Here is a 19,849-nt window from a genome sequence, read left to right as displayed (position 1 = left end):
GATCGAATCGAGGGGAGACCCTAATGAATTACAACTGGGACTGGGGCGTGTTCTTCAAGTCCACCGGCGTGGGCAGCGAGACCTATCTCGACTGGTTCATTTCCGGTCTGGGCTGGACCATCGCCATCGCCATCGTGGCCTGGATCATCGCTCTGCTGCTGGGCTCGATACTGGGCGTCATGCGCACCGTGCCGAACCGCATCGTGGCGGGCATTGCGACCTGCTATGTCGAGCTGTTCCGTAACGTGCCGCTGCTGGTACAGCTGTTCATCTGGTACTTCCTGGTGCCCGACCTGCTGCCCGCCGATCTGCAAGAGTGGTACAAGCAGGACCTCAACCCGACCACCTCGGCTTACCTGAGCGTGGTCGTGTGCCTGGGTCTGTTCACCGCTGCGCGTGTTTGCGAACAAGTGCGTACCGGCATCCAGGCGCTGCCGCGTGGCCAGGAATCGGCCGCCCGTGCGATGGGCTTCAAACTGCCGCAAATCTACTGGAACGTGCTGCTGCCCCAGGCCTACCGGATCATCATTCCGCCGCTTACCTCGGAATTTCTGAACGTCTTCAAGAACTCCTCCGTGGCCTCGTTGATCGGGCTGATGGAGCTGCTCGCGCAGACCAAACAGACCGCTGAGTTCTCAGCCAACCTGTTTGAAGCGTTCACCCTCGCTACCCTGATTTATTTCACCCTGAACATGAGCCTCATGCTGCTGATGCGCGTGGTCGAGAAGAAAGTTGCCGTGCCCGGCCTGATCTCCGTGGGGGGTAAATAATGGAATTTGATTTCAGTGGCATCGTCCCGGCCATTCCCGGTTTGTGGAACGGCATGGTGATGACCCTCAAGCTGATGGCGATGGGCGTGGTGGGCGGGATCATTCTCGGCACCCTCCTGGCGCTGATGCGTTTGTCCTCGAGCAAACTGCTGTCGCGGGTTGCCGGCGCCTACGTCAACTATTTCCGTTCGATCCCGCTGCTGCTGGTGATCACCTGGTTCTATCTGGCGGTGCCGTTCGTGCTGCGCTGGATCACGGGCGAAGACACCCCGATCGGTGCGTTCACCTCATGCATCGTCGCGTTCATGATGTTTGAAGCGGCTTACTTCTGCGAAATCGTCCGCGCCGGTGTGCAGTCGATTCCCAAAGGTCAGATGGGCGCGGCGCAAGCGCTGGGCATGAGCTACGGACAGATGATGCGTCTGATCATCCTGCCACAAGCGTTTCGCAAGATGACCCCGCTGTTGCTGCAACAGAGCATCATTCTGTTCCAGGACACCTCACTGGTTTACACCGTGGGCCTGGTCGACTTCCTCAATGCCTCGCGCGCCAGTGGCGACATCATTGGCCGCTCCAATGAGTTCCTGATCTTCGCAGGTCTCGTGTACTTCACAATCAGCTTTGCCGCCTCGCTGCTGGTCAAGCGTCTGCAAAAAAGGTTCGCCGTATGATCTCTATCAAGAACATCAACAAGTGGTATGGGGACTTCCAGGTGCTGACTGATTGCAGCACCGAGGTCAAAAAAGGCGAAGTGATCGTGGTTTGCGGCCCGTCGGGCTCGGGCAAGTCGACCCTGATCAAATGCGTCAACGCGCTGGAACCGTTCCAGAAAGGCGACATCGTGGTCGACGGCACTTCGATTGCCGACCCGAAGACCAACCTGCCGAAACTGCGCTCGCGCGTGGGCATGGTGTTCCAGCATTTCGAACTGTTCCCGCACCTGACCATCACCGAAAACCTGACCATCGCGCAGATCAAGGTGTTGGGCCGCAGCAAGGAAGAGGCGACCAAAAAAGGTCTGCAACTGCTGGAGCGCGTCGGCCTGTCGGCTCACGCCCACAAGCATCCGGGCCAATTGTCCGGCGGTCAGCAACAGCGCGTGGCGATTGCCCGTGCGCTGGCGATGGACCCGATCGTCATGCTGTTCGACGAACCGACCTCGGCGCTCGACCCGGAAATGGTCAACGAAGTACTCGACGTGATGGTGCAACTGGCCCAGGAAGGCATGACCATGATGTGCGTGACCCACGAAATGGGCTTCGCGCGCAAAGTGGCTGACCGCGTGATCTTCATGGACGCCGGCAAAATCATCGAAGACTGCCCCAAAGAAGAGTTCTTCGGCGATATCAGCGCCCGCTCCGAACGCGCGCAGCACTTCCTCGAGAAAATCTTGCAGCACTAAAAAACTCTGCAGTACCTGTGGGAGCGCGCTTGCCCGCGATGGGCCTTGTCAGTTGAAGATGATGTCGACTGATAGACCGCTATCGCTGGCACGCCAGCTCCCACAGGGACAGCGTACTTGCTGCAAGTGTGCTGGTTGACCCAAGGCATCTGTGATGAAATGCGACCCCAATCTCTATCGCGCAGCAACGCCATCACTTGCCGTGAAGCCCCGTCTGATTCGTCACCTGTTCTTGCCGCCGCTGATCATCGCCCTGATGGTCGGACTGGGTTTTATCGGCTTCTGGACCAGTGAACATTTCGGCATCCGCAGCCTTGGCGAGAACGGCCAGCGTCAGCTTGAACTGCACGCCCGCGCCGTCGAGAGCGAAATCAGCAAATACACCTACCTTCCCAGCCTGCTGGAACTGGAAACCAGTGTCCCGCAATTGCTGGCCGACCCGACTCCGGAGCACCGGAAAACGGTCAACGATTACCTTGAAGGCCTGAACCGGCGCAGCCGCAGTCGGGCAATCTACGTGATGGACACCACCGGCCGCGTGATGGCCACCAGCAACTGGCGCGATGTCGACAGTTATCTGGGCGAAGACCTGTCCTTCCGTGCCTATTTTCAGAAAGCCATACGCGGTGAACCTGGCCGTTTCTACGGGATCGGCAGCACCAACGGCGAACCCGGCTACTACCTGGCCCATGGCCTGGAAGAACACGGCAAGATCATCGGTGTCGCCGTGGTCAAAGTGCGCCTCGAAGCCATGGAAGAACGCTGGCAACGGGCGCGCCTTGAAGCGTTTGTCAGCGATGAAAACGGCATCATCATTCTGTCCAGCGATCCGGCCAGACGCCTCAAATCGGTCATCCCGCTGAGTGACGAGGTCAAAGAGAAACTCGCCCGCAGCTTGCAGTATTACTGGTTCCCGCTCACCGAACTGCAACCGCTGGCCCGGGAAACCCTGGCCGAAGGCGTAGAGAAACTCACTTTTCCGGCCAACAGTGAAGTGCAGTCTGACGAAGACGACATCCGTTATCTGGCGCAGACCCGGCTTCTTAGCGACACACCGTGGAATTTCACCCTGCTGACGCCGCTTCAGGATTTGCGTCGCGAAGCGATCAACCAAGGCATTCTGGTCGCCGTCGCATTTGCCCTGGTGGCGTTCCTGCTGATTGCCTGGAATGAGCGGCGCAAGGTCATCGCCACCCGCCTCGCCGCCCGCGAAGCCTTGCAGGAAGCCAACAATCAACTGGAGCGTCGGATTACCGAACGCACCGCCGACCTGCGTGCCAGCAACGACCGACTCAAGAGTCAGATCCGCGAACGCCGGCAGGCTGAAGAGACGCTGCGCCGGGCCCAGGATGAACTGGTGCAGGCCGGCAAACTCGCCGCCATCGGCCAGATGTCCACGAGCATTGCCCACGAATTGAACCAGCCGCTGGCGGCCATGCGCACGCTCTCAGGCAATACCGTGCGTTTTCTCGAGCGCGGCCAGCTCGATGTCGCCAGCACCAATCTGAAAACCATCAACGACCTGATCGACCGCATGGGCCGGATCACCGCCAGCCTGCGATCGTTTGCCCGGCGTGGTGACAATCAGGGCCAGGCCAGCCTCGGCAAAGCCGTGGACGCGGCGCTGCAATTGCTCGGTGCGCGCCTGGAAAATCCGGCACTGCAACTGCACCGGCAATTCATTGATGTGCAGTTGCACATCGACCAGACCCGCCTCGAACAGATTCTGGTCAACCTGATCGGCAACGCCCTCGACGCCATGCAGGCGCAACCGCTGCCGCAACTGTGGCTGGAAGGCGAAGAGTTCAATGGCAAATATCGCCTGCGGGTGCGCGACAATGGCCACGGAGTCGACGTCGAAGCGCGCAAGCATCTGTTCGAACCGTTCTTTACCACCAAGCCCGGCGAACAAGGCCTGGGCCTGGGCCTGACGCTTTCCGCCAGCCTCGCCGCGGCCACGGGCGGACATTTGGGTGTCGAACACCCGGGTGGCGGCGGTACCACTTTCGTTCTCAGTTTACCGTTGGTAAGCCCTACCCCTGCCGAGCCAATATGAACCAAGACCTCAGTGTATTGATCGTCGAAGACGACCCCCATGTGTTGCTCGGCTGCCAGCAAGCGCTGACGCTGGAAGACATTCCCAGCATCGGCGTCGGCAGTGCAGAAGAAGCGCTGGAGCGCGTCGGCGACAACTTTGCCGGTATCGTCATCAGCGACATTCGCCTGCCCGGCATCGATGGCCTGGAACTGCTGACCCGGCTCAAGCAACGCGACCGCAGTTTGCCGGTGGTGCTGATCACCGGGCACGGCGACATCTCCATGGCCGTTGGCGCCATGCAGAAAGGCGCTTACGACTTCATGGAGAAACCCTTCTCACCGGAGCGCCTGGTCGATGTTGCACGCCGTGCGCTGGAGCAACGCAGCCTCGCCCGTGAGGTCTCGTCGCTGCGCAGGCAACTGGCCGAGCGGGATTCGCTCGAAGGCCGGATCATCGGGCGCTCGCCGGCCATGCAGAACCTGCGCGAATTGATCGCCAACGTCGCCGACACCTCGGCCAACGTCCTGATCGAAGGCGAAACCGGCACCGGTAAAGAACTGGTTGCCCGCTGCCTGCACGACTTCAGTCGGCGACACAGCAAGCAGTTCGTTGCACTGAACTGCGGCGGCTTGCCGGAGAACCTTTTCGAAAGCGAGATCTTCGGTCACGAGGCCAACGCGTTCACCGGCGCCGGCAAACGCCGCATCGGCAAGATCGAACACGCCGACGGCGGCACGCTGTTCCTCGATGAAGTGGAAAGCATGCCGTTGCCGCTGCAAATCAAACTGCTGCGCGTGTTGCAGGAACGCACCCTCGAACGGCTCGGTTCCAATCAGAGCGTCGCGGTGGACTGCCGGGTGATTGCAGCGACCAAATCCGACCTCGACGAATCGAGCAAGGCCGGCGAATTCCGCAGTGACTTGTACTACCGCCTCAACGTGGTGACGCTGGAGTTGCCGCCATTGCGCGAACGCCGCGAAGACATCCTGCAACTGTTCGAACACTTCACCCAGCAATCGGCCCTGCGCTTCGACCGTGCACTACCGGAAATGGACAACCAGACCCTGTCGCACCTGATGAGCCACGACTGGCCGGGCAATGTGCGAGAACTGCGCAACGTCGCCGAGCGTTTTGCCCTCGGTTTGCCCGCCTTCAAAAAAACCGGTGCCGGCAGCGCGGGCCAGGGTTTGGCATTTGCCGAAGCGGTGGAAGCCTTCGAACGCAACCTGCTCAGCGACGCGCTACAACGCAGCGGCGGCAACCTGACCCAGGCCAGCCTGGAACTGGGCATGGCCAAGACCACACTGTTCGACAAAGTGAAAAAATACGGGTTGAGCCACTGATGGATCTGTTGCTGAAAGCGGCACTCGGTGCCGCGGTTGTGTTGATTCTCGCGGCGTTGGCCAAGACGAAAAACTATTACATCGCGGGGTTGGTGCCACTGTTCCCGACCTTTGCGCTGATTGCTCACTACATCGTCGGCAAGGGGCGCTCGGTTGATGATCTCAAGACCACCATCGTGTTCGGGATGTGGTCGATCATTCCGTACTTTGTGTATCTGGCGACGTTGTATGTGATGGTCGACCGGATGCGGCTGGAGGCTTCGCTGGCCGTCGCCGCCGTGGCTTGGTTGATGGCGGCGACGGTGTTGGTGAGTGTGTGGGTACGGGTCCACGCCTGACATCGCAGGTACATGCAGGTCGATCAAGAGTTCGGTCTGGCACGCGCAGTTCGATTGTGGATTCCCCGCAGAACGTTCACGTCGGTGTAGTTGCGTAATATCCCCCGATCAGTCCCCTCTCCCTCCGGGAGAGGGTTAGGGTGTGGGGCGCTTCACAAACACTGCAAAACCACCCGTTACAGCAGATTCCGCCCCACCACCGGCTCAATCTGCGCCCAATGCGAATTGTCTTCACGATGCGCCTGCAAATACGGCAATACCGCCGCCAGTAACGGTTCCTTGAATGCTTCCTGAAAGCGGTGGGCCAGCCCTGGAATCAGCTTCAACTGACTACCGCGAATGTGCGCGGCCAAATGCACGCCATGCATGACCGGCAGCAGCGGATCGGCCGTGCCGTGCACCACCAGCGTCGGCACGCGCAACTGGTTGAGCAGCGCCACCCGACTCCGCTCGGCCAGTATCGCCATGATCTGACGTTTCACGCCTTCGGGATTAAACGCGCGATCGTAAGAAGCCGCCGCTTGCTCCAGCAATGCCTGGCGATCATCGCTGACCGCCGGGCTGCCGAGTGCCGCGAGTAAATCCGCCTGCTGCTCCAGCGCCATCTCCCGGTTCGGCGCACCGCGTTGCGCCAGCAACTGCACCAGGGCCGCGCTGGGCGCCGGCAAACCTTCAGCGCCGGAACTGGTCATGATCAGCGTCAGACTCTCAACCCGCTGCGGCGCCATGGCCGCCATGTGCTGAGCAATCATCCCGCCCATGCTGGCACCCAGCACATGGAATTGCTCGACATGCAGGGCCGTCATCAACCCCAGCGCATCGTCGGCCATGTCGGTCAGGCTGTACGGCGCCGCCACCGGCAGACCGAGCTTGTAACGCAGCACTTCAAAGGTCAGGTTGGCCTCCGCCGGTGCCTGACGCCAGGTCGATAACCCGACATCACGGTTGTCATAGCGAATCACTCGAAAACCCTGCTGACACAGCGCCTCGACCACTTCGTCCGGCCAGTGGATCAATTGCCCACCCAGCCCCATCACCAACAGCAATGCCGGATCCGAAGCACGGCCAATGCTCTGGTACGCCAGGCTGACCTGCGCCAGATCGACACGCTCGGTGGGCACATTCACATCGCATCGCGACGCCGCAGACGCCGGCACGCCGAAAAAAATCGCGGCCAGAACAGCCGCGATCAAACACCATCCTTTCATCATCAAAAACACCGAAACACAGAACCCCAGTAGAGCGCGAGTCTGATGAAGTTTGTACAAGCGCGCTGCCACAGTTACATGACAGTTTGATGAAGAGTGCCGAGCGGTCATCCGGCTTGAGGATAACTGCACGCCATGGGCAAGGTGCGATAACTATGTACCGCCATCTGCGCCGTCGACTGCCTTTGAATATCCGCCACTGAGGGGCGGATCCGCCGCCCCGGCACCGAGTTTTCTGCCCATGGACGCTGCTCTGTTATTGACCAGGCCTGAACCCACCTCCGTTGTCTGGCCTACCTTCAAACTCAATGCCCCCCTGCCCGATGAAAGTCTGGCGCTCAGCGCCATCAGTCAATGGCGACAAAGCACCGACGGCTTGCGCGAAGTGTTGAAGGCCACTCCGGGCATGCGCGACACGCTCAACCGACAGCTGCGCGAAAAACTCGATGTGGACGGCGAGAACACCGGGCTGCTGTTTCCTGCCACGGATCAACAGCCTGAACGCTTTATCAGTTTCACCCAGGCCTGCGCCTTCACCTTGCAATATCCGCAGCTGGACGCGGATCTGAACCAGCAGTGTCGCGTGTCCGGTATCGATCAGGCGCACCCGCTGCGGTCGCTGCAACCGCAGCAATGGCTTGAGCGCCTGAAGATGCTTGGCATTCAACAGGCGCATGCGCAGCGCTGGCGAACGTTCTGGGACAGTCGCGCGCCCGGCACCGCGCATGCCCGGCGCGAACAGGTCAAACAGCTGTATCGACTGCATTTCGAAGCCACCGTGCACCTGGCCCAAGCCCGCAAATCCCTGAGCGCCGAGCAACTCCAACTGTTGCTGCTGGTCCTTGATCCCCCGGCCGGGGCGTTACTGCTGAACATGCAGCCGGTCTACACCGAGCAACTGACGCTGGTGCTCAAAAACCAGCACAAGGTCCGGCTCAGCGGCGCGTGGGTAATTCGCGCCGGCGCCGATGCCGACGTCAACCTCCTGCTCTACCTGCCCTGCCGCGCCGTTGCGATCCAGGCGTTTGCGCGGCGCAGCGAGATGCAAGCGTGGCTGCTCGATCAGGCCCTCGTTCCGGCCGACCTGCCGACCGACGATATCCGCTTCGAATAAAGTCTCAAGACTGACGCCATGGCGCTGGGCAGCCACGATCTGCTTGCGCACCGCCAGCAATCGCAGATCACCCTGCTGACCACCCCCAGCCGCCGCGACGCGACCTTGGCCGCAGATGCCGGGCAATCCCTGTCCACGGTTGATCTGACTGATCAACAACGCAGCCACGACGAGCTCATTGCGCCACCACCGAGACCGGAGCCACCGCCGCCCCGTGTCGATGACGATGCCCTTGCAGATGAGCAGGCATTGTTCGGTAGCTTGTTCGCTGATATTCCCCGGTCGTTACGCCAGGCTGCCCTCGACAGCCAGCGCCGTGCGTTCGAAGAACGGGATGCAGGCGAGGGAATGCAGGCGATAAAGGAATCGCTCGAGGCACTGGAAGTGGCAGAAAAGGCCGCCGAAACGGCTGCTACCGCGCTGCTCTATCGTGAACGGCAATCGGATCTGCGCACCTTCCAACACGAGTTCACCGCGCTGCACGCCGCGCACAAGGCCGGGCTGCACGCCGAATGCGCCTTGCAACAAGCGCTGGGGCAACTTAGCGAAAACGAAGGCAACGCGTTTCGCACCGTGCTGGATGCAGCGCAGACAACCGGCGCCGCCGCGGTGGCTGCCAGCGTGAGCCTGTCGATGAGTACACAGACCGCTGGCCAGACCACGCTTACCACGCAAGCACTCGCCGGCGTCTGGGTCGTCACCCAGCCTTCCGCCCTCGTCGACCCGACTTCCCCCCACAGCCTGGTGCTCTACTGGCCCGGTGCAGGCGGTGGCTTGCAGCGCTTCGCCCATCGTCGCGAACTGGAACGCAAGCTGTTCAGGATCGATCCGGCAGACCGCACACTGACGCTGCAGCTCAAGCAGATTCGCGGCGATGCGTTGCGCCATGGACTCAATCAACTGACCAGCGAATTCGAAGAACACGCCGCCACGCTACGCCAGCGCCATGCCGCGCCGGCCGACACCGAGCGACTCGGCGAAGAACTGCAAGTGCTGCGCAACCAGACCCTGGCCCGATTGCAGGTACCGGTGCACGCCGCCAGAAGCCTGGCATTCACTCAGTTGCTGGAACAGGACCGAAGTGCCGCGCTGGTTTCCCACCTGCCCGACTGGCTGAAAACCATGACGCAGGCCGACCGCGTAACGCTCAAGGATTTGATCATGGCCTACCTGGCGGCGATGCAGCGCAGTCACGCCATCATGACGCTGCTGCTGGAACCACGCGATGACTTCACCCGCAAACACCTGCATGCCCGGTTGAGCAAAGACTTTGCACTCGAGGGCAGCTTCCAGATACAACTGGATCTACCCGATTCGACGAAATGGGAAACCCACTTCTTTGCCGCGCCCGGTGCGCCTTCGACGCCGGAGAGACTGGTCCTGCTGCCCAGTGCGGCGCGTAGCAACATGAGCCTCGAAGACCTTGCGCAGATGAACATCGACAATACACCCTCAATGAACCTCGAGCCGCTGGCGCTACGGTTGCGCTTTTTGAAGGTGACGGTCAGCGGACTCGACGATTCGCAGCGGCTGCGCCTGACGTCTGGTATCACGCGCGAATACCTGACCCGCGTGCTACCTGAACTGAACCTGCCGCAATCGTATGAACAACTGATCCGCGACACCTTTAACGGTAAGCAGAGCGAGTCGGCATTTGCCCGCGCGCATCGACGCGAATGCCTGACCGAGCCCTGGCGGCTCATGCTCCGGATGCAGGGTGAATGCGCCCTCATGCAACGGCATATCCACAGCACCGACCTGCACACGCTGAACATCGCCATCGACGCCAACACCACTCAAGCGTGGCGGCCCACAGGCAAACGCGTGGTGTTGCTCCCGGCCTATCTGAGTGCCGGGGGCAAGGACACACCCTATGAAGGGCCGGTGACACTCTCAGGCGTGACCTTTATTGAAGAACAGGTCAGCGGCGTGACCTTGCTGTACCTGCCCGACAGCCCCGACGGGCAATTCCTGCGCCGCTACGACAACCTTGAAGCCGCGCGCAAGGGTCTGTTCAACCTGTCGCTGTTCGACAAATGGGTCAAATACCTGGCAGGCCGCGCCCTGCAGGGCAACGTGCGCGCGCATGAGAGCCGGCTCAACCAGGCCTGGGACAGACATTTCGACGCGATGATCGGCGTCGGTCTGCCCTGGCCATCCACCACCTCGCTGAGCGAGCATTTGCTCAACGCGCATATGGGGCGGCTGATCGAAGCTCATCGCGGCACGTCTCGTTCAAACGATGCGCTGTACCTGGAGCGCCATGCGCTCAAGGGCCCGCGTGCCTTCAACTACCTGAAAATGGCCCTGGGACTGGTGCCGTTTGTGGGCACGGCACTGTCCATTTACGATGCATGGACAGCGGCCAATCAGGCGGTGGCGGCGTTTTTGCGCGGGGAGATCGGCGACGGGTTGAGCGAGCTCAAATCGGTGCTGACGTGTCTGATCGACGCGGCCATGGACCTGCTGCCGGGCGAGATGCCGAGCTCGTTGTTGTCGCGCACGGCCCGCCAACTCACCCGTACGCGCCAGTTGCGCCGACTGGCGCGCAACGCCGCCGCCTTCCATGACACATCGCAACGGCAGGCCCGGCATGTGGTGCAACGCTTCATGGGCTACGAATACGAACAACCGCTTTCCCTTTCGGGTCTGCACCCGGCCACCAACGGCATTTATCGCGGGATCTACCGGCATGCCGACGGCGACTTCATCGTCCGTCAGGGGCGAATCTACGCGGTACAGCGCAGTCAGGATTCGCGTAACTGGCGCTTGCTGGGCAATAGTCGAAAAACCTACAAACAGCCCATTGCCCTGGACGAAAACGGTGAGTGGGATACTTGGTTCGGTGTATACGGCACTACTTTCGAAGGCGGCGGACTCGGTGGCGGGCAAGTGCTCGGCCACCTGGCCGACGCGCTGGATCCGCTCTGGCCGCAGGCGATTCGTCAGCAATTGCCGCGTTGGTGGGCCGACCACGCGTTTCGCCGTCATCATCGTTTGACCGAAGCAGCCGATGACCTGGCGGATCAGATTCATGCCAGAGGCCGGGTAAGCGATGCGGCGATCAACCGGTATGGCAATGCCGCAGTCGAAGATCGTCCAGCACTGGTCGCGGCTGCCGAAACAGCGTGTCTGGGTGATATCGAACTGGCCAAACGCGCTTTTCAGACACTGGATGAATTGATCCCCCTGGCCAGCGGCAACAAAAAACAGGAGGCCAGGCTGTTCCGCAGCAAGACCGCCTGGCTGTTGACCGATCGCTATCGTCGCCTGGCCTACTTCACGTCACACAGCGTCCTGCCCATCACCCATAAAATCGACGAGTTGGCGCTGGCCCTGGACAATCTGCCACTCGACAACATCGCCCGCCGGATAACGCTGCTTGAGGAGATCCGCCTGCTGCGTTTGCAATTTCTCAGCAAACTGGATCGGATGGAGCGCCTGAAGATCGAGCTCAACCTGTGGAACGATCGCATTCAAGTCAGGGCAGACAAGCTGCAGGTCGCCACCGAAGTCAACGATATCAACAGCAAACACAGTGACGCCAATCTGCTGTACCTGCGCACCAGTCAGCGGCTGGAAACCGTCAAGCACTACGGCCAGATCAATGATGTGTCGTGGTTTTATCTGACGGGTCAGGCGAGCAAAATCCGCATTGATGTCGATCGCGCTCTGTACACGCAATACATCTTGCCGACCCTCACCGCGACCGCGGCCCAACGCAGCCAGATTCTGCAAAACTGCCTCGACCTGTACACCCGTTTTCGGCGCGAGATGAACATCTGGACCCATCGTTACCCACAGCACTTTCACCTTGATCAGGTAGAACCGCTGCTCAGCGGTATCGAGAAACTAGGCGAACGGGCACGCAAGGGGATTATCGATCCGGCGGTGGCGGCACCGACTGGGGAATCTGCCCAGCGCGTTTTCACCACCGCCGACAATCAGCTGATGTATGGCGTCGAGCGTTGGGAGCCAACGACGCAAAAACGCCAATATGTGTCGACGGGCCGGAGCGGCCATGAAGAAATCTGGGAACAGGGCAACGATGGTCAATTCCGCTTGTTGAACCCGCGCCCCGTCGAACCGAACATTTCCACGCACCTGACGCTGGCGGCGCTGTTGACTGATGCGCAGCAGCGCCTCGACACCCTCCCCGGTTATCGCACCAAGGTCCAGTCATACGCGGAGCAGAATATGCTCCCGGTCGATCTGGAGCACATGATGATCAGCGAAGCAGCCGAACTCAATCGACGCGCCGACCGCATCGCGAACCTCGATGCGCAGAACCCGATCATCACGACACTGCGCGACAAGGCCAGTGACCTGACCAGCAGCGGTCGCGCACTGCGAACACGGCAAGCGCTGGCCAGCCAGAAACCCACCGACGGCATGCTTGAGGATCTGCTTGCCCAGCAGGTGGTCGAGCTTCGCAAGACCACCGCGATCAAACACCTGGGCAAATATCGTGGTCGCAACGATTACCTGCAGGAATACGAGGTGTGGAACATGACGCCACCTTCGCCACAGTTGCTGTGGTACGCACATTTCCACTACCGCAATCCGACGCCGGTGTTCGGGCAATTCGAGAAGGCGCACTTGAAAATGCCGCAGCACCGTTTCCTGACCCATGCGGATGACGCCGCTTTGCCCTACGCGGACATCGGTCAAACGTCGGCGGTCCTGCCCCACTTCCAGGCGCTTTGAGTGAGTGCGCCCGGCCCGCAAAAATGCGGGTTGGGCGCAGCCTTTGCGTTGTTGCCGGATGGACGGATTGAACCCGGGATTGAGCGCGTGACTGATTTCGCCTTCATCGTCGACTACGGCTCCAACGGGTACTGAGAGCGAATCAACAGCCCCTCACCCCAGCCGTCTCCCCAAGGGAGAGGGGGCCGACCGAGGTGTCTGACGCTATGCGTCGACTTCAAAGACCCGGTTGATTATGGATTCGGTGAAGATTGTTCAAGTCGACGTATTTCGCCAATATCCCCCAAACAGTCTCCTCTAGGGCCGCCCCTGCTCCAGGTGTCAGGCCAGTTGACCGCGCAACTGTCGCGCCGCCGCCACCATGTTCACCAGTGCGGCTTCCGTCTCCGGCCAGGCGCGGGTTTTCAGACCGCAATCAGGGTTGACCCACAGACGTTCGGCGGGAATTCGCTGCACCGCTTTGCTCATCAACTTGACCATCTCGGCAGTGTCCGGCACCCGCGGCGAGTGGATGTCGTAGACGCCGGGGCCAATGTCATTCGGGTAGTCGAACGCTTCAAAGGCCTCGAGCAACTCCATGTCAGAACGCGAAGTTTCGAGGGTGATGACGTCGGCGTCCATGTCGGCGATGGCCTTGATCACGTCGTTGAATTCGCTGTAGCACATGTGCGTGTGAATCTGCGTTTCGTCCTGCACGCCGGACGCCGTCAGACGGAACGCCTCGACCGCCCAGTCCAGATAGGCCTGCCAATGCGCACGCCGTAACGGCAGGCCTTCGCGAAACGCCGCTTCGTCGATCTGCACGATCTTGATGCCGGTGTTTTCCAGATCAACCACTTCATCGCGCAGGGCCAGCGCCAGTTGCTGCGCCTGAATTTTGCGCGACACGTCTTCACGCGGGAACGACCACATCAGCATCGTCACGGGGCCGGTCAACATGCCTTTCATGACCTTGTCGGTCAGGCCTTGTGCGTAAGTAATCCAGTCGACCGTCATGGCGTGCGGCCGGCTCAGGTCACCATAAATCACTGCCGGTTTCACGCAGCGCGAACCGTAGCTCTGGACCCAGCCGAACCGCGTGAACAGGTAGCCGTCGAGTTGCTCGGCGAAGTACTCGACCATGTCGTTGCGCTCGGCTTCACCGTGTACCAGCACGTCCAGCCCGAGGCGTTCCTGAATCAACACGGCGTGGCGGATTTCACTGCGCATGGCGTCGTGGTAATCGTTGGCCGACAGCTTGCCCTGCTTGAACGCCTGACGCGCCAGACGGATCGCACCGGTCTGCGGGAACGAGCCGATGGTGGTCGTCGGGAACGTCGGCAGCTGCAGACGCGCCTGTTGCTTGGCGATGCGTTGGGCAAACGGCGAATGACGCTGACTGTCGCTGGCGTTGATCGCCTTGATCCGCGCCTGCACCACAGCCTTGTGAATGCGTGGCGACTGCGCACGGCTGGCCTGAACAGCCCGGCTCTCAGCCAGCGCCGTTTGCACCTTGGACGCCTGCGGATCATTCAGCGCATCACGCAACACGGAGATTTCGCTGCACTTCTGCACGGCAAACGCCAGCCAGCTTTTGAGTTCCGGATCGAGTGTGTCTTCACGCTCGACGTCCACCGGACTGTGCAGTAACGAGCAGGAACTGCTGACCCACAGGTTGTCACCGAAACGCTCCTGCGCCGGTTGCAATTGCGCCAGCGCCTGCTCGAGTTCGCAGCGCCAGACGTTGCGACCGTTGACCAGACCCACCGAGAGAATCTTGTAGGTCGGCAGGCGATCGAGCACCTGACCGAGTTGCTCCGGCGCGCGCACCGCGTCGATGTGCAGCCCCTGCACCGGCAGACCCACGGCCAGACCGAGGTTGTCTTCCAGGCCACTGAAATACGTCGCCACCAGTTTCTTCAGCGGTGAATACTGGAGGATGTGATAAGCGCGTTCGAAGGCGCTTTTCCAGGCTTGCGGCAGATCGAGGGTGAGGATCGGTTCGTCGATCTGCACCCATTCCACGCCTTGCTCGGCGAGGCGCACGAGGATTTCGTTGTACACCGGTAGCAGGCGTTCGAGCAGCTCGAGTTTGTCGAAATCATTGCCTTTAGCCTTGCCCAACCACAGATAAGTCAGCGGGCCGATGATCACCGGTTTGACGTTGTGGCCCAGCGCTTTCGCTTCTTCGACTTCATCGAACAACTGGTTCCAGCTCAGCTTGAACTGCTGATCAGCGCTGAATTCCGGGACGAGATAGTGGTAGTTGGTGTCGAACCACTTGGTCAGTTCTTGCGCATATTGAGTCTTGCCGTGCTCGGCGCCGCAGCAGTTGGCGGACGCACCACGGGCCATGGCGAACAAGGTGTCGAGGGTTGGCAGGCCGCGCTCGTCGCGCGCGTTGCCGAAACGCTCGGGGATCACGCCGAACATCAGCGAGTGAGTCAGCACCTGGTCGTACCAGGCGAAGTCGCCGACCGGCAGCAGATCGATGCCGGCGTCTTTCTGCAACTGCCAGTGGCGGGCACGCAGTTCACGACCGACCTGATTCAGGGTGGTCTGATCGAGATCACCGTGCCAATAGGCTTCGAGGGCTTTTTTCAGTTCGCGGTCGGCGCCGATGCGCGGGAAACCAAGGGTGTGGGCCACGGCCATGTCGAATGTGCTCCATTGCATAAAAGATGGCGCCATTGTCGACAGTCAAACCAACATGAGACAAACTCAACCTTTTCGTGTTGATCACAAGTTTTCCTCATGGAGCCAGCCGGTGCTTGAAATCCGTCACCTGAAAACCTTGCACGCCCTGCGCGAAGCCGACAGCCTGGTCGATGCCGCCGACCGTCTGCACCTGACCCAATCGGCACTCTCGCACCAGTTCAAGGAGCTTGAGGAAAGGCTGGGCATGCAGTTGTTCGTGCGCAAAACCAAACCGGTACGCTTCACCAGCGCTGGCTTGCGCCTGCTGCAACTGGCGGACGCAACCCTGCCACTGCTGCGCGCCGCCGAACGCGACATCAGCCGCCTGGCCGGTGGCACTGCCGGGCGTTTGCACATGGCGATCGAATGCCACAGCTGCTTCCAGTGGCTGATGCCGACCATCGACCAGTTCCGCGATGCCTGGCCGGAAGTAGAACTCGATCTCGCATCAGGCTTCTCCTTCGCGCCGTTGCCGGCCCTGGCGCGTGGTGATCTGGATCTGGTGGTGACCTCCGACCCGCAGGAAATCGCCGGCATCACCTATGTGCCGCTGTTCACCTACGAAGCCATGCTCGCGGTGGCCAATCAGCATGCGCTGGCGAGCAAACCGTACATCGTGCCCGAAGACTTGCTGACTGAAACGCTGATCACCTACCCGGTAGAACGCGACCGACTGGATATCTTCACCCGCTTCCTCGAACCGGCCGACATCGAGCCGGCGCAAGTGCGCACCTCGGAACTGACGGTGATGATGATGCAACTGGTCGCCAGCGGCCGTGGCGTCTGCGGCATGCCGCACTGGGCGCTGCATGAATACAGCTCGCGCGGATACGTGAAAGGCAAGCGGCTGGGCGAGAAAGGCTTGTTTGCCACGCTGTACGCCGGGATACGCGCCGACATGCTCGATGCGCCGTACATGCGCGACTTTTTGCTGACGGCCAAGGACACGTCGTTCTCGACACTGGATGGGGTCAGCGCCGTGCGCTGAACCCAGCCCCCCCTGTGGGAGCGAGCTTGCTCGCGAAAGCGGTTTAACATTCAACGAATGGGTTGTCTGATACACCGCTATCGCGAGCAAGCTCGCTCCCACAGGGTTCTGTGTGTGGGTTCAGATCTGGCGCCACATGTGGATCTTGTCGAAGTAGTCTTCGCCGACCCGCACCGCCAGCGGCTCAAGTCCAAACTGGATAAAGCCGCAGCGCTGGTACAACGTGAACGCTGCATCGTTGCCAGCGGTCACCGTGAGCTGGACAAGCTTGAGCTCGGGATGATTGTGCGCCTCGGCCAGTGCCGCTTGCACCAGCTCAAACCCCACACCGTGCTGACGAAAATCCGCCGACACATACATGCCGAACAGCGTGGCCTTGTGTCGGGCCTTCTCGCGTGGCTCGAATGCCAAACCGACAATGCCAGCCAGCGTGCCACCCTCGAATGCGCCGAGCACCACATCAAGCTGGCTGGTCAGACGCGCTTCCCACCAGCTCAACGGCATCACTGCGCGTTCACGCACGCTGGAGGTAAACGCCTGCGGATGCCGGTCGTAGGCTTCGAGCATCAGTGCCCGATAAGCCAGGGCATGGCTGGCGTCCAGCGTTTCGATCCACATCTCAAGCGGCTCGCCGTTGCTCAAGCATCAAGCGAATGGCCAGACCGCCCAGCACCAGGCCCATGAAATAACGCTGCACCGCCAGCCACGTGGGGTTGCGCACGAACCACGACGCAATGCCCGCCGCAAACAATGCAATCAGCAGATTGACGCTGAAACTGACGCTGATCTGGGTCAGGCCGAGGATGAGGCTTTGGACGAACAGCGAGCCGTGTTCAGGGCTGATGAATTGCGGAAACACCGAAAGATAGAACACCGCAATTTTCGGGTTCAGGGCACTGGTGAGAAAACCCATGGTGATCAGTTTGCGCGACGAATCCGGCGGCAACTGCCGGGCTTCGAACGGCGAACGCGCGCCGGGTTTCAGCGCCTGCCAGGCCAGCCACAGCAGGTACAGCGCACCGGCCCACTTCAACACTTCATAAGCCATCGGCACCGCGAGAAACACAGCGGTAAGCCCGGCAGCAGCGGCAAACATATGCACAAAGAAACCCGCGACCACACCCAGCAACGACGTGACGCCCGCCTTGCGCCCCTGACAGATCGAACGCGAGATCAGATAGATCATGTTCGGCCCCGGCGTGAGGACCATCAGCAACGCGGCGGCAGCGAAAATCAGCAGGTCTTGAAGCGGGATCATGGCGGGCGTCCCTTGCGTTAATGATCAGGCGATTTGGGTCAGCGAGGCTCGATAAAACGGCAGGATCAGGTCGCGTGTCAATGGCGCCAGTTCGAGCGCCGGATCAGTGGCCGGATCGACCCAGATGACCTCTTCGATTTCAGCCGCCGGGGCGACTTCGGCATCGATGGTCAGTTGAAAGATTTCTGCCTGTACGACAAATCCCGGTTCATTGGCGGCGGGTGCTGAAAACTGGCCAAGGAACGTTGCCTGGGTGGGATCGATGACCAATCCCAACTCTTCTTCCAGCTCACGGGCCAGTGCCTGCACCGGCAATTCATCGGCTTCGATCTTGCCGCCCGGTTGCATGAACGCCGTGGTGGCGCGTTTGCGTACCAGCAAGGTCTGGCCGTCGGCGTTGAGCAACAGCGCGGCGGCAATATGGATGATGCGAGGTGAAACGGCGGATGCACACGTCATGGGTCAGCCACGGTCCTGGGGAAAAACCGCAAGGATCCCACGCCTGCCCCGCCAACGTCACCTCACACGCCATCACCCTTGTTCCTGAAGCGTCCCTTCTGCTTCCTGCGGCACCTTCACGAACACTTTGTATTTGGCCCCCTCCATGGCCTCGAAGCTGATCAGCTTGTCCACCAGCAGTTCGCTCAAAACCTTGCCGGCATTGAGTAGCAACATGCCGTTGTCGGCATTCAGATTGCGCGCCAGAATCATTCCCGCCGCCAGCTCCCGCGTGCCCAGCACCTTGACGTCCGGGTCGGCCAGCACCACGTCGCTGAGGAACGCCGCGCACACCTGAATGAAATCCTCGACCAGCTCGGGATCGTAGAGTTTGCCGGCGTACTGACGCAGGTATAGCAACGCCTCGTCGCTGTTCATTTGCCGCTCGAGAATCAGCCCGCGCTGCAGTTCGACGAAGTCCACCGCCAGTTTGAGCAGTCGCGAACCCAACGGGATAGCCTCGCCCTTGAGCCGATCCGGAAAGCCGCTGCCGTCCCAGCGTTCCTGATGATGCAGGATCAACCGGGCGGCATCCTTCATCGGGTCGAGGGTCATCAACAGCGATTCGCTCTGTTTCGGATAATCGCGATAGCGATCGCGCTCGGTATGGCGAAGCAAATCCGAGGGGGTGACCATCATGTTGTCGGTCCAGCTCAGTTTGCCGATGTTGTACAACGCAGCGGCCATGGTCAGGTCACGACGGCTGGCTTCATCGATGCCGTGCATTTTGCAGTAGGCGCGCACCAGTTCGATGATCTGCCGATTGGTCTGCTTGGCCGGCGGCAAACGCAGGTTGGCCAGCAACGAGAACACTTCGGTGCCAGTCACGTAACTGTGTTTGAGTTCCTCGTAGGCCAGATCAAGCATGTCGGCGGTCTGCTGCAACTCGGCGGTACGCGCGGCGACGTGTTTTTCCAGGGTGCTGTTGAGCAATTTGAGCTGATCGTTCTGCACTTGAGCCAACCGCTCCAGGCGCTGACGTTCACGCTCGGAATGCTGATGCTCCAGCGCCTGACGCAAGGTCAGGAGCATTTCTTCGTCGTTCCAGGGTTTGCTGATGTAGCGATCGATCCGCCCTTCGTTGATGGCTTTGATGATCGCCGCAGGATCGGCATAGCCGGTGAGCATGATCCGCGTAGTCGCCGGATAGCGTTCATGGACGTGAGCCAGCAATGTAGCGCCGTCCATATTGGGCATGCGGGCGTCGCTCATCACCAGGTCGACGGGCTGTTGGGTCAACATTTCGAGCGCCTGGGCACCGCTGGTGGCCAGCAGCACGTCGTAAGGCTGACTGCGCAGCAGGCGCCGCAGGCTGTTGAGGATCGATTCCTCGTCATCGACCAGCAACACCGTCGGCCGGCGCGGTGAAATCGGGGCAGATTGTTCTTCCATGGGGTCGCCTCAAGCGAAACAGTGAACCTGACAGGCGCGCCGACAGACGTCCTGACTTGCCTGCGCTTGAGGGCAAGGCTAGATGATTTTCGCGGGGTTCACGCGATGCATCCGTTA

At 60.7% G+C, this 19,849-nt stretch carries 16 protein-coding genes; 10 read left to right on the top strand and 6 right to left on the bottom strand.

Annotated features, from left to right (window positions below; all coding sequences use genetic code 11):
- The first annotated feature begins 23 nt into the window (after positions 1 to 23).
- The 6 genes from AB4P91_RS11560 (at position 24) to AB4P91_RS11535 (ending at position 5,891) form a co-directional block, all read left to right on the top strand.
- Positions 24 to 770, top strand: a complete 747-nt coding sequence (locus AB4P91_RS11560) for an amino acid ABC transporter permease (RefSeq protein ID WP_150592773.1) — start codon at positions 24 to 26, stop codon at positions 768 to 770.
- Entirely contained in the window at positions 770 to 1,441 is a 672-nt protein-coding gene (locus AB4P91_RS11555; protein ID WP_150592772.1) for an amino acid ABC transporter permease, read from the top strand. The genes AB4P91_RS11560 and AB4P91_RS11555 overlap by 1 nt, the downstream gene beginning before the upstream one ends.
- The gene (locus AB4P91_RS11550; protein WP_042560754.1) at positions 1,438 to 2,172 is read left to right on the top strand and encodes an amino acid ABC transporter ATP-binding protein; all 735 of its coding nucleotides are present in this window, start codon (positions 1,438 to 1,440) and stop codon (positions 2,170 to 2,172) included. The genes AB4P91_RS11555 and AB4P91_RS11550 overlap by 4 nt, the downstream gene beginning before the upstream one ends.
- A 154-nt stretch (positions 2,173 to 2,326) precedes the next feature.
- A complete protein-coding gene (locus tag AB4P91_RS11545; RefSeq protein WP_150595724.1) occupies positions 2,327 to 4,228 on the top strand; it encodes an ATP-binding protein in 1,902 nt (633 codons plus the stop codon).
- A 44-nt stretch (positions 4,229 to 4,272) separates the two neighbouring features.
- Positions 4,273 to 5,553, top strand: coding sequence for a sigma-54 dependent transcriptional regulator (locus AB4P91_RS11540; protein WP_235378459.1), 1,281 nt, complete (start codon positions 4,273 to 4,275; stop codon positions 5,551 to 5,553).
- 8 nt (positions 5,554 to 5,561) lie between these two features.
- The gene (locus tag AB4P91_RS11535) at positions 5,562 to 5,891 is read left to right on the top strand and encodes a GlpM family protein (protein ID WP_191624015.1); all 330 of its coding nucleotides are present in this window, start codon (positions 5,562 to 5,564) and stop codon (positions 5,889 to 5,891) included.
- 176 nt (positions 5,892 to 6,067) lie between these two features.
- Here the strand turns inward: AB4P91_RS11535 and AB4P91_RS11530 are convergent, their stop codons facing one another.
- Positions 6,068 to 7,102 (bottom strand): alpha/beta fold hydrolase, encoded by a 1,035-nt coding sequence (locus AB4P91_RS11530; protein ID WP_150592770.1) that lies wholly within the window; start codon positions 7,100 to 7,102, stop codon positions 6,068 to 6,070.
- Positions 7,103 to 7,340: 238 nt separating this feature from the next.
- Between AB4P91_RS11530 and AB4P91_RS11525 the strand changes: the two genes are divergently transcribed.
- From AB4P91_RS11525 to AB4P91_RS11515, 3 genes are read left to right on the top strand one after another with little or no spacing between them, the layout of a single operon-like run.
- Positions 7,341 to 8,213 (top strand): dermonecrotic toxin domain-containing protein, encoded by an 873-nt coding sequence (locus AB4P91_RS11525; protein WP_395604829.1) that lies wholly within the window; start codon positions 7,341 to 7,343, stop codon positions 8,211 to 8,213.
- An 18-nt stretch (positions 8,214 to 8,231) separates the two neighbouring features.
- On the top strand, positions 8,232 to 12,920 hold the full coding sequence (locus AB4P91_RS11520; protein WP_395604828.1) for a hypothetical protein: 4,689 nt from the start codon (positions 8,232 to 8,234) through the stop codon (positions 12,918 to 12,920).
- Positions 12,921 to 13,055 carry a hypothetical protein gene (locus AB4P91_RS11515; RefSeq protein ID WP_395604827.1) on the top strand — a complete coding sequence of 45 codons (135 nt, stop codon included), beginning with the start codon at positions 12,921 to 12,923 and terminating at the stop codon, positions 13,053 to 13,055. It abuts the gene before it with no gap.
- A 186-nt stretch (positions 13,056 to 13,241) separates the two neighbouring features.
- On the opposite strand, the gene metE is transcribed toward AB4P91_RS11515, so the two are convergent.
- Entirely contained in the window at positions 13,242 to 15,554 is a 2,313-nt protein-coding gene (gene metE / locus AB4P91_RS11510) for a 5-methyltetrahydropteroyltriglutamate--homocysteine S-methyltransferase (RefSeq protein ID WP_395604955.1), read from the bottom strand.
- Positions 15,555 to 15,666: 112 nt separating this feature from the next.
- Here metE and metR point away from each other — a divergent pair, with 112 nt between their 5' ends.
- A complete protein-coding gene (metR, locus tag AB4P91_RS11505; RefSeq protein ID WP_042560760.1) occupies positions 15,667 to 16,584 on the top strand; it encodes a transcriptional regulator MetR in 918 nt (305 codons plus the stop codon).
- A gap of 120 nt (positions 16,585 to 16,704) precedes the next feature.
- Here metR and AB4P91_RS11500 read toward each other — a convergent pair whose 3' ends face one another.
- From AB4P91_RS11500 to AB4P91_RS11485, 4 genes are all read right to left on the bottom strand, one after another.
- Positions 16,705 to 17,202 carry a GNAT family N-acetyltransferase gene (locus tag AB4P91_RS11500; RefSeq protein WP_150592768.1) on the bottom strand — a complete coding sequence of 166 codons (498 nt, stop codon included), beginning with the start codon at positions 17,200 to 17,202 and terminating at the stop codon, positions 16,705 to 16,707.
- 1 nt (position 17,203) lies between these two features.
- Positions 17,204 to 17,842 (bottom strand): LysE family translocator, encoded by a 639-nt coding sequence (locus AB4P91_RS11495; protein WP_395604826.1) that lies wholly within the window; start codon positions 17,840 to 17,842, stop codon positions 17,204 to 17,206.
- Between the two features lie 24 nt (positions 17,843 to 17,866).
- A complete protein-coding gene (locus AB4P91_RS11490; RefSeq protein WP_395604825.1) occupies positions 17,867 to 18,301 on the bottom strand; it encodes an NUDIX domain-containing protein in 435 nt (144 codons plus the stop codon).
- A 72-nt stretch (positions 18,302 to 18,373) separates the two neighbouring features.
- Positions 18,374 to 19,732 (bottom strand): HD domain-containing phosphohydrolase, encoded by a 1,359-nt coding sequence (locus AB4P91_RS11485; protein WP_395604824.1) that lies wholly within the window; start codon positions 19,730 to 19,732, stop codon positions 18,374 to 18,376.
- Between the last annotated feature and the right edge of the window lie 117 nt (positions 19,733 to 19,849).

The sequence above is a fragment of the Pseudomonas sp. B21128 genome (genome assembly GCF_044218865.1).
GTDB lineage: Bacteria > Pseudomonadota > Gammaproteobacteria > Pseudomonadales > Pseudomonadaceae > Aquipseudomonas > Aquipseudomonas iridis.
Note: the sequence above shows the minus strand (reverse complement) of the source record. Positions and strands in the feature narration are given on the sequence as shown.

Bases quoted from the DNA above. Each gene is read 5' to 3' on its own strand.
- AB4P91_RS11545 (WP_150595724.1), top strand. From the start codon at position 2,327: ATGAAATGCGACCCCAATCTCTATCGCGCAGCAACGCCATCACTTGCC.
- AB4P91_RS11555 (WP_150592772.1), top strand. From the start codon at position 770: ATGGAATTTGATTTCAGTGGCATCGTCCCGGCCATTCCCGGTTTGTGG.
- AB4P91_RS11485 (WP_395604824.1), bottom strand. From the start codon at position 19,732: ATGGAAGAACAATCTGCCCCGATTTCACCGCGCCGGCCGACGGTGTTG.
- AB4P91_RS11500 (WP_150592768.1), bottom strand. From the start codon at position 17,202: ATGTGGATCGAAACGCTGGACGCCAGCCATGCCCTGGCTTATCGGGCA.
- AB4P91_RS11530 (WP_150592770.1), bottom strand. From the start codon at position 7,102: ATGATGAAAGGATGGTGTTTGATCGCGGCTGTTCTGGCCGCGATTTTT.
- AB4P91_RS11520 (WP_395604828.1), top strand. From the start codon at position 8,232: ATGGCGCTGGGCAGCCACGATCTGCTTGCGCACCGCCAGCAATCGCAG.
- AB4P91_RS11525 (WP_395604829.1), top strand. From the start codon at position 7,341: ATGGACGCTGCTCTGTTATTGACCAGGCCTGAACCCACCTCCGTTGTC.
- AB4P91_RS11490 (WP_395604825.1), bottom strand. From the start codon at position 18,301: ATGACGTGTGCATCCGCCGTTTCACCTCGCATCATCCATATTGCCGCC.
- metE (WP_395604955.1), bottom strand. From the start codon at position 15,554: ATGGCCGTGGCCCACACCCTTGGTTTCCCGCGCATCGGCGCCGACCGC.
- AB4P91_RS11495 (WP_395604826.1), bottom strand. From the start codon at position 17,842: ATGATCCCGCTTCAAGACCTGCTGATTTTCGCTGCCGCCGCGTTGCTG.
- AB4P91_RS11550 (WP_042560754.1), top strand. From the start codon at position 1,438: ATGATCTCTATCAAGAACATCAACAAGTGGTATGGGGACTTCCAGGTG.
- AB4P91_RS11560 (WP_150592773.1), top strand. From the start codon at position 24: ATGAATTACAACTGGGACTGGGGCGTGTTCTTCAAGTCCACCGGCGTG.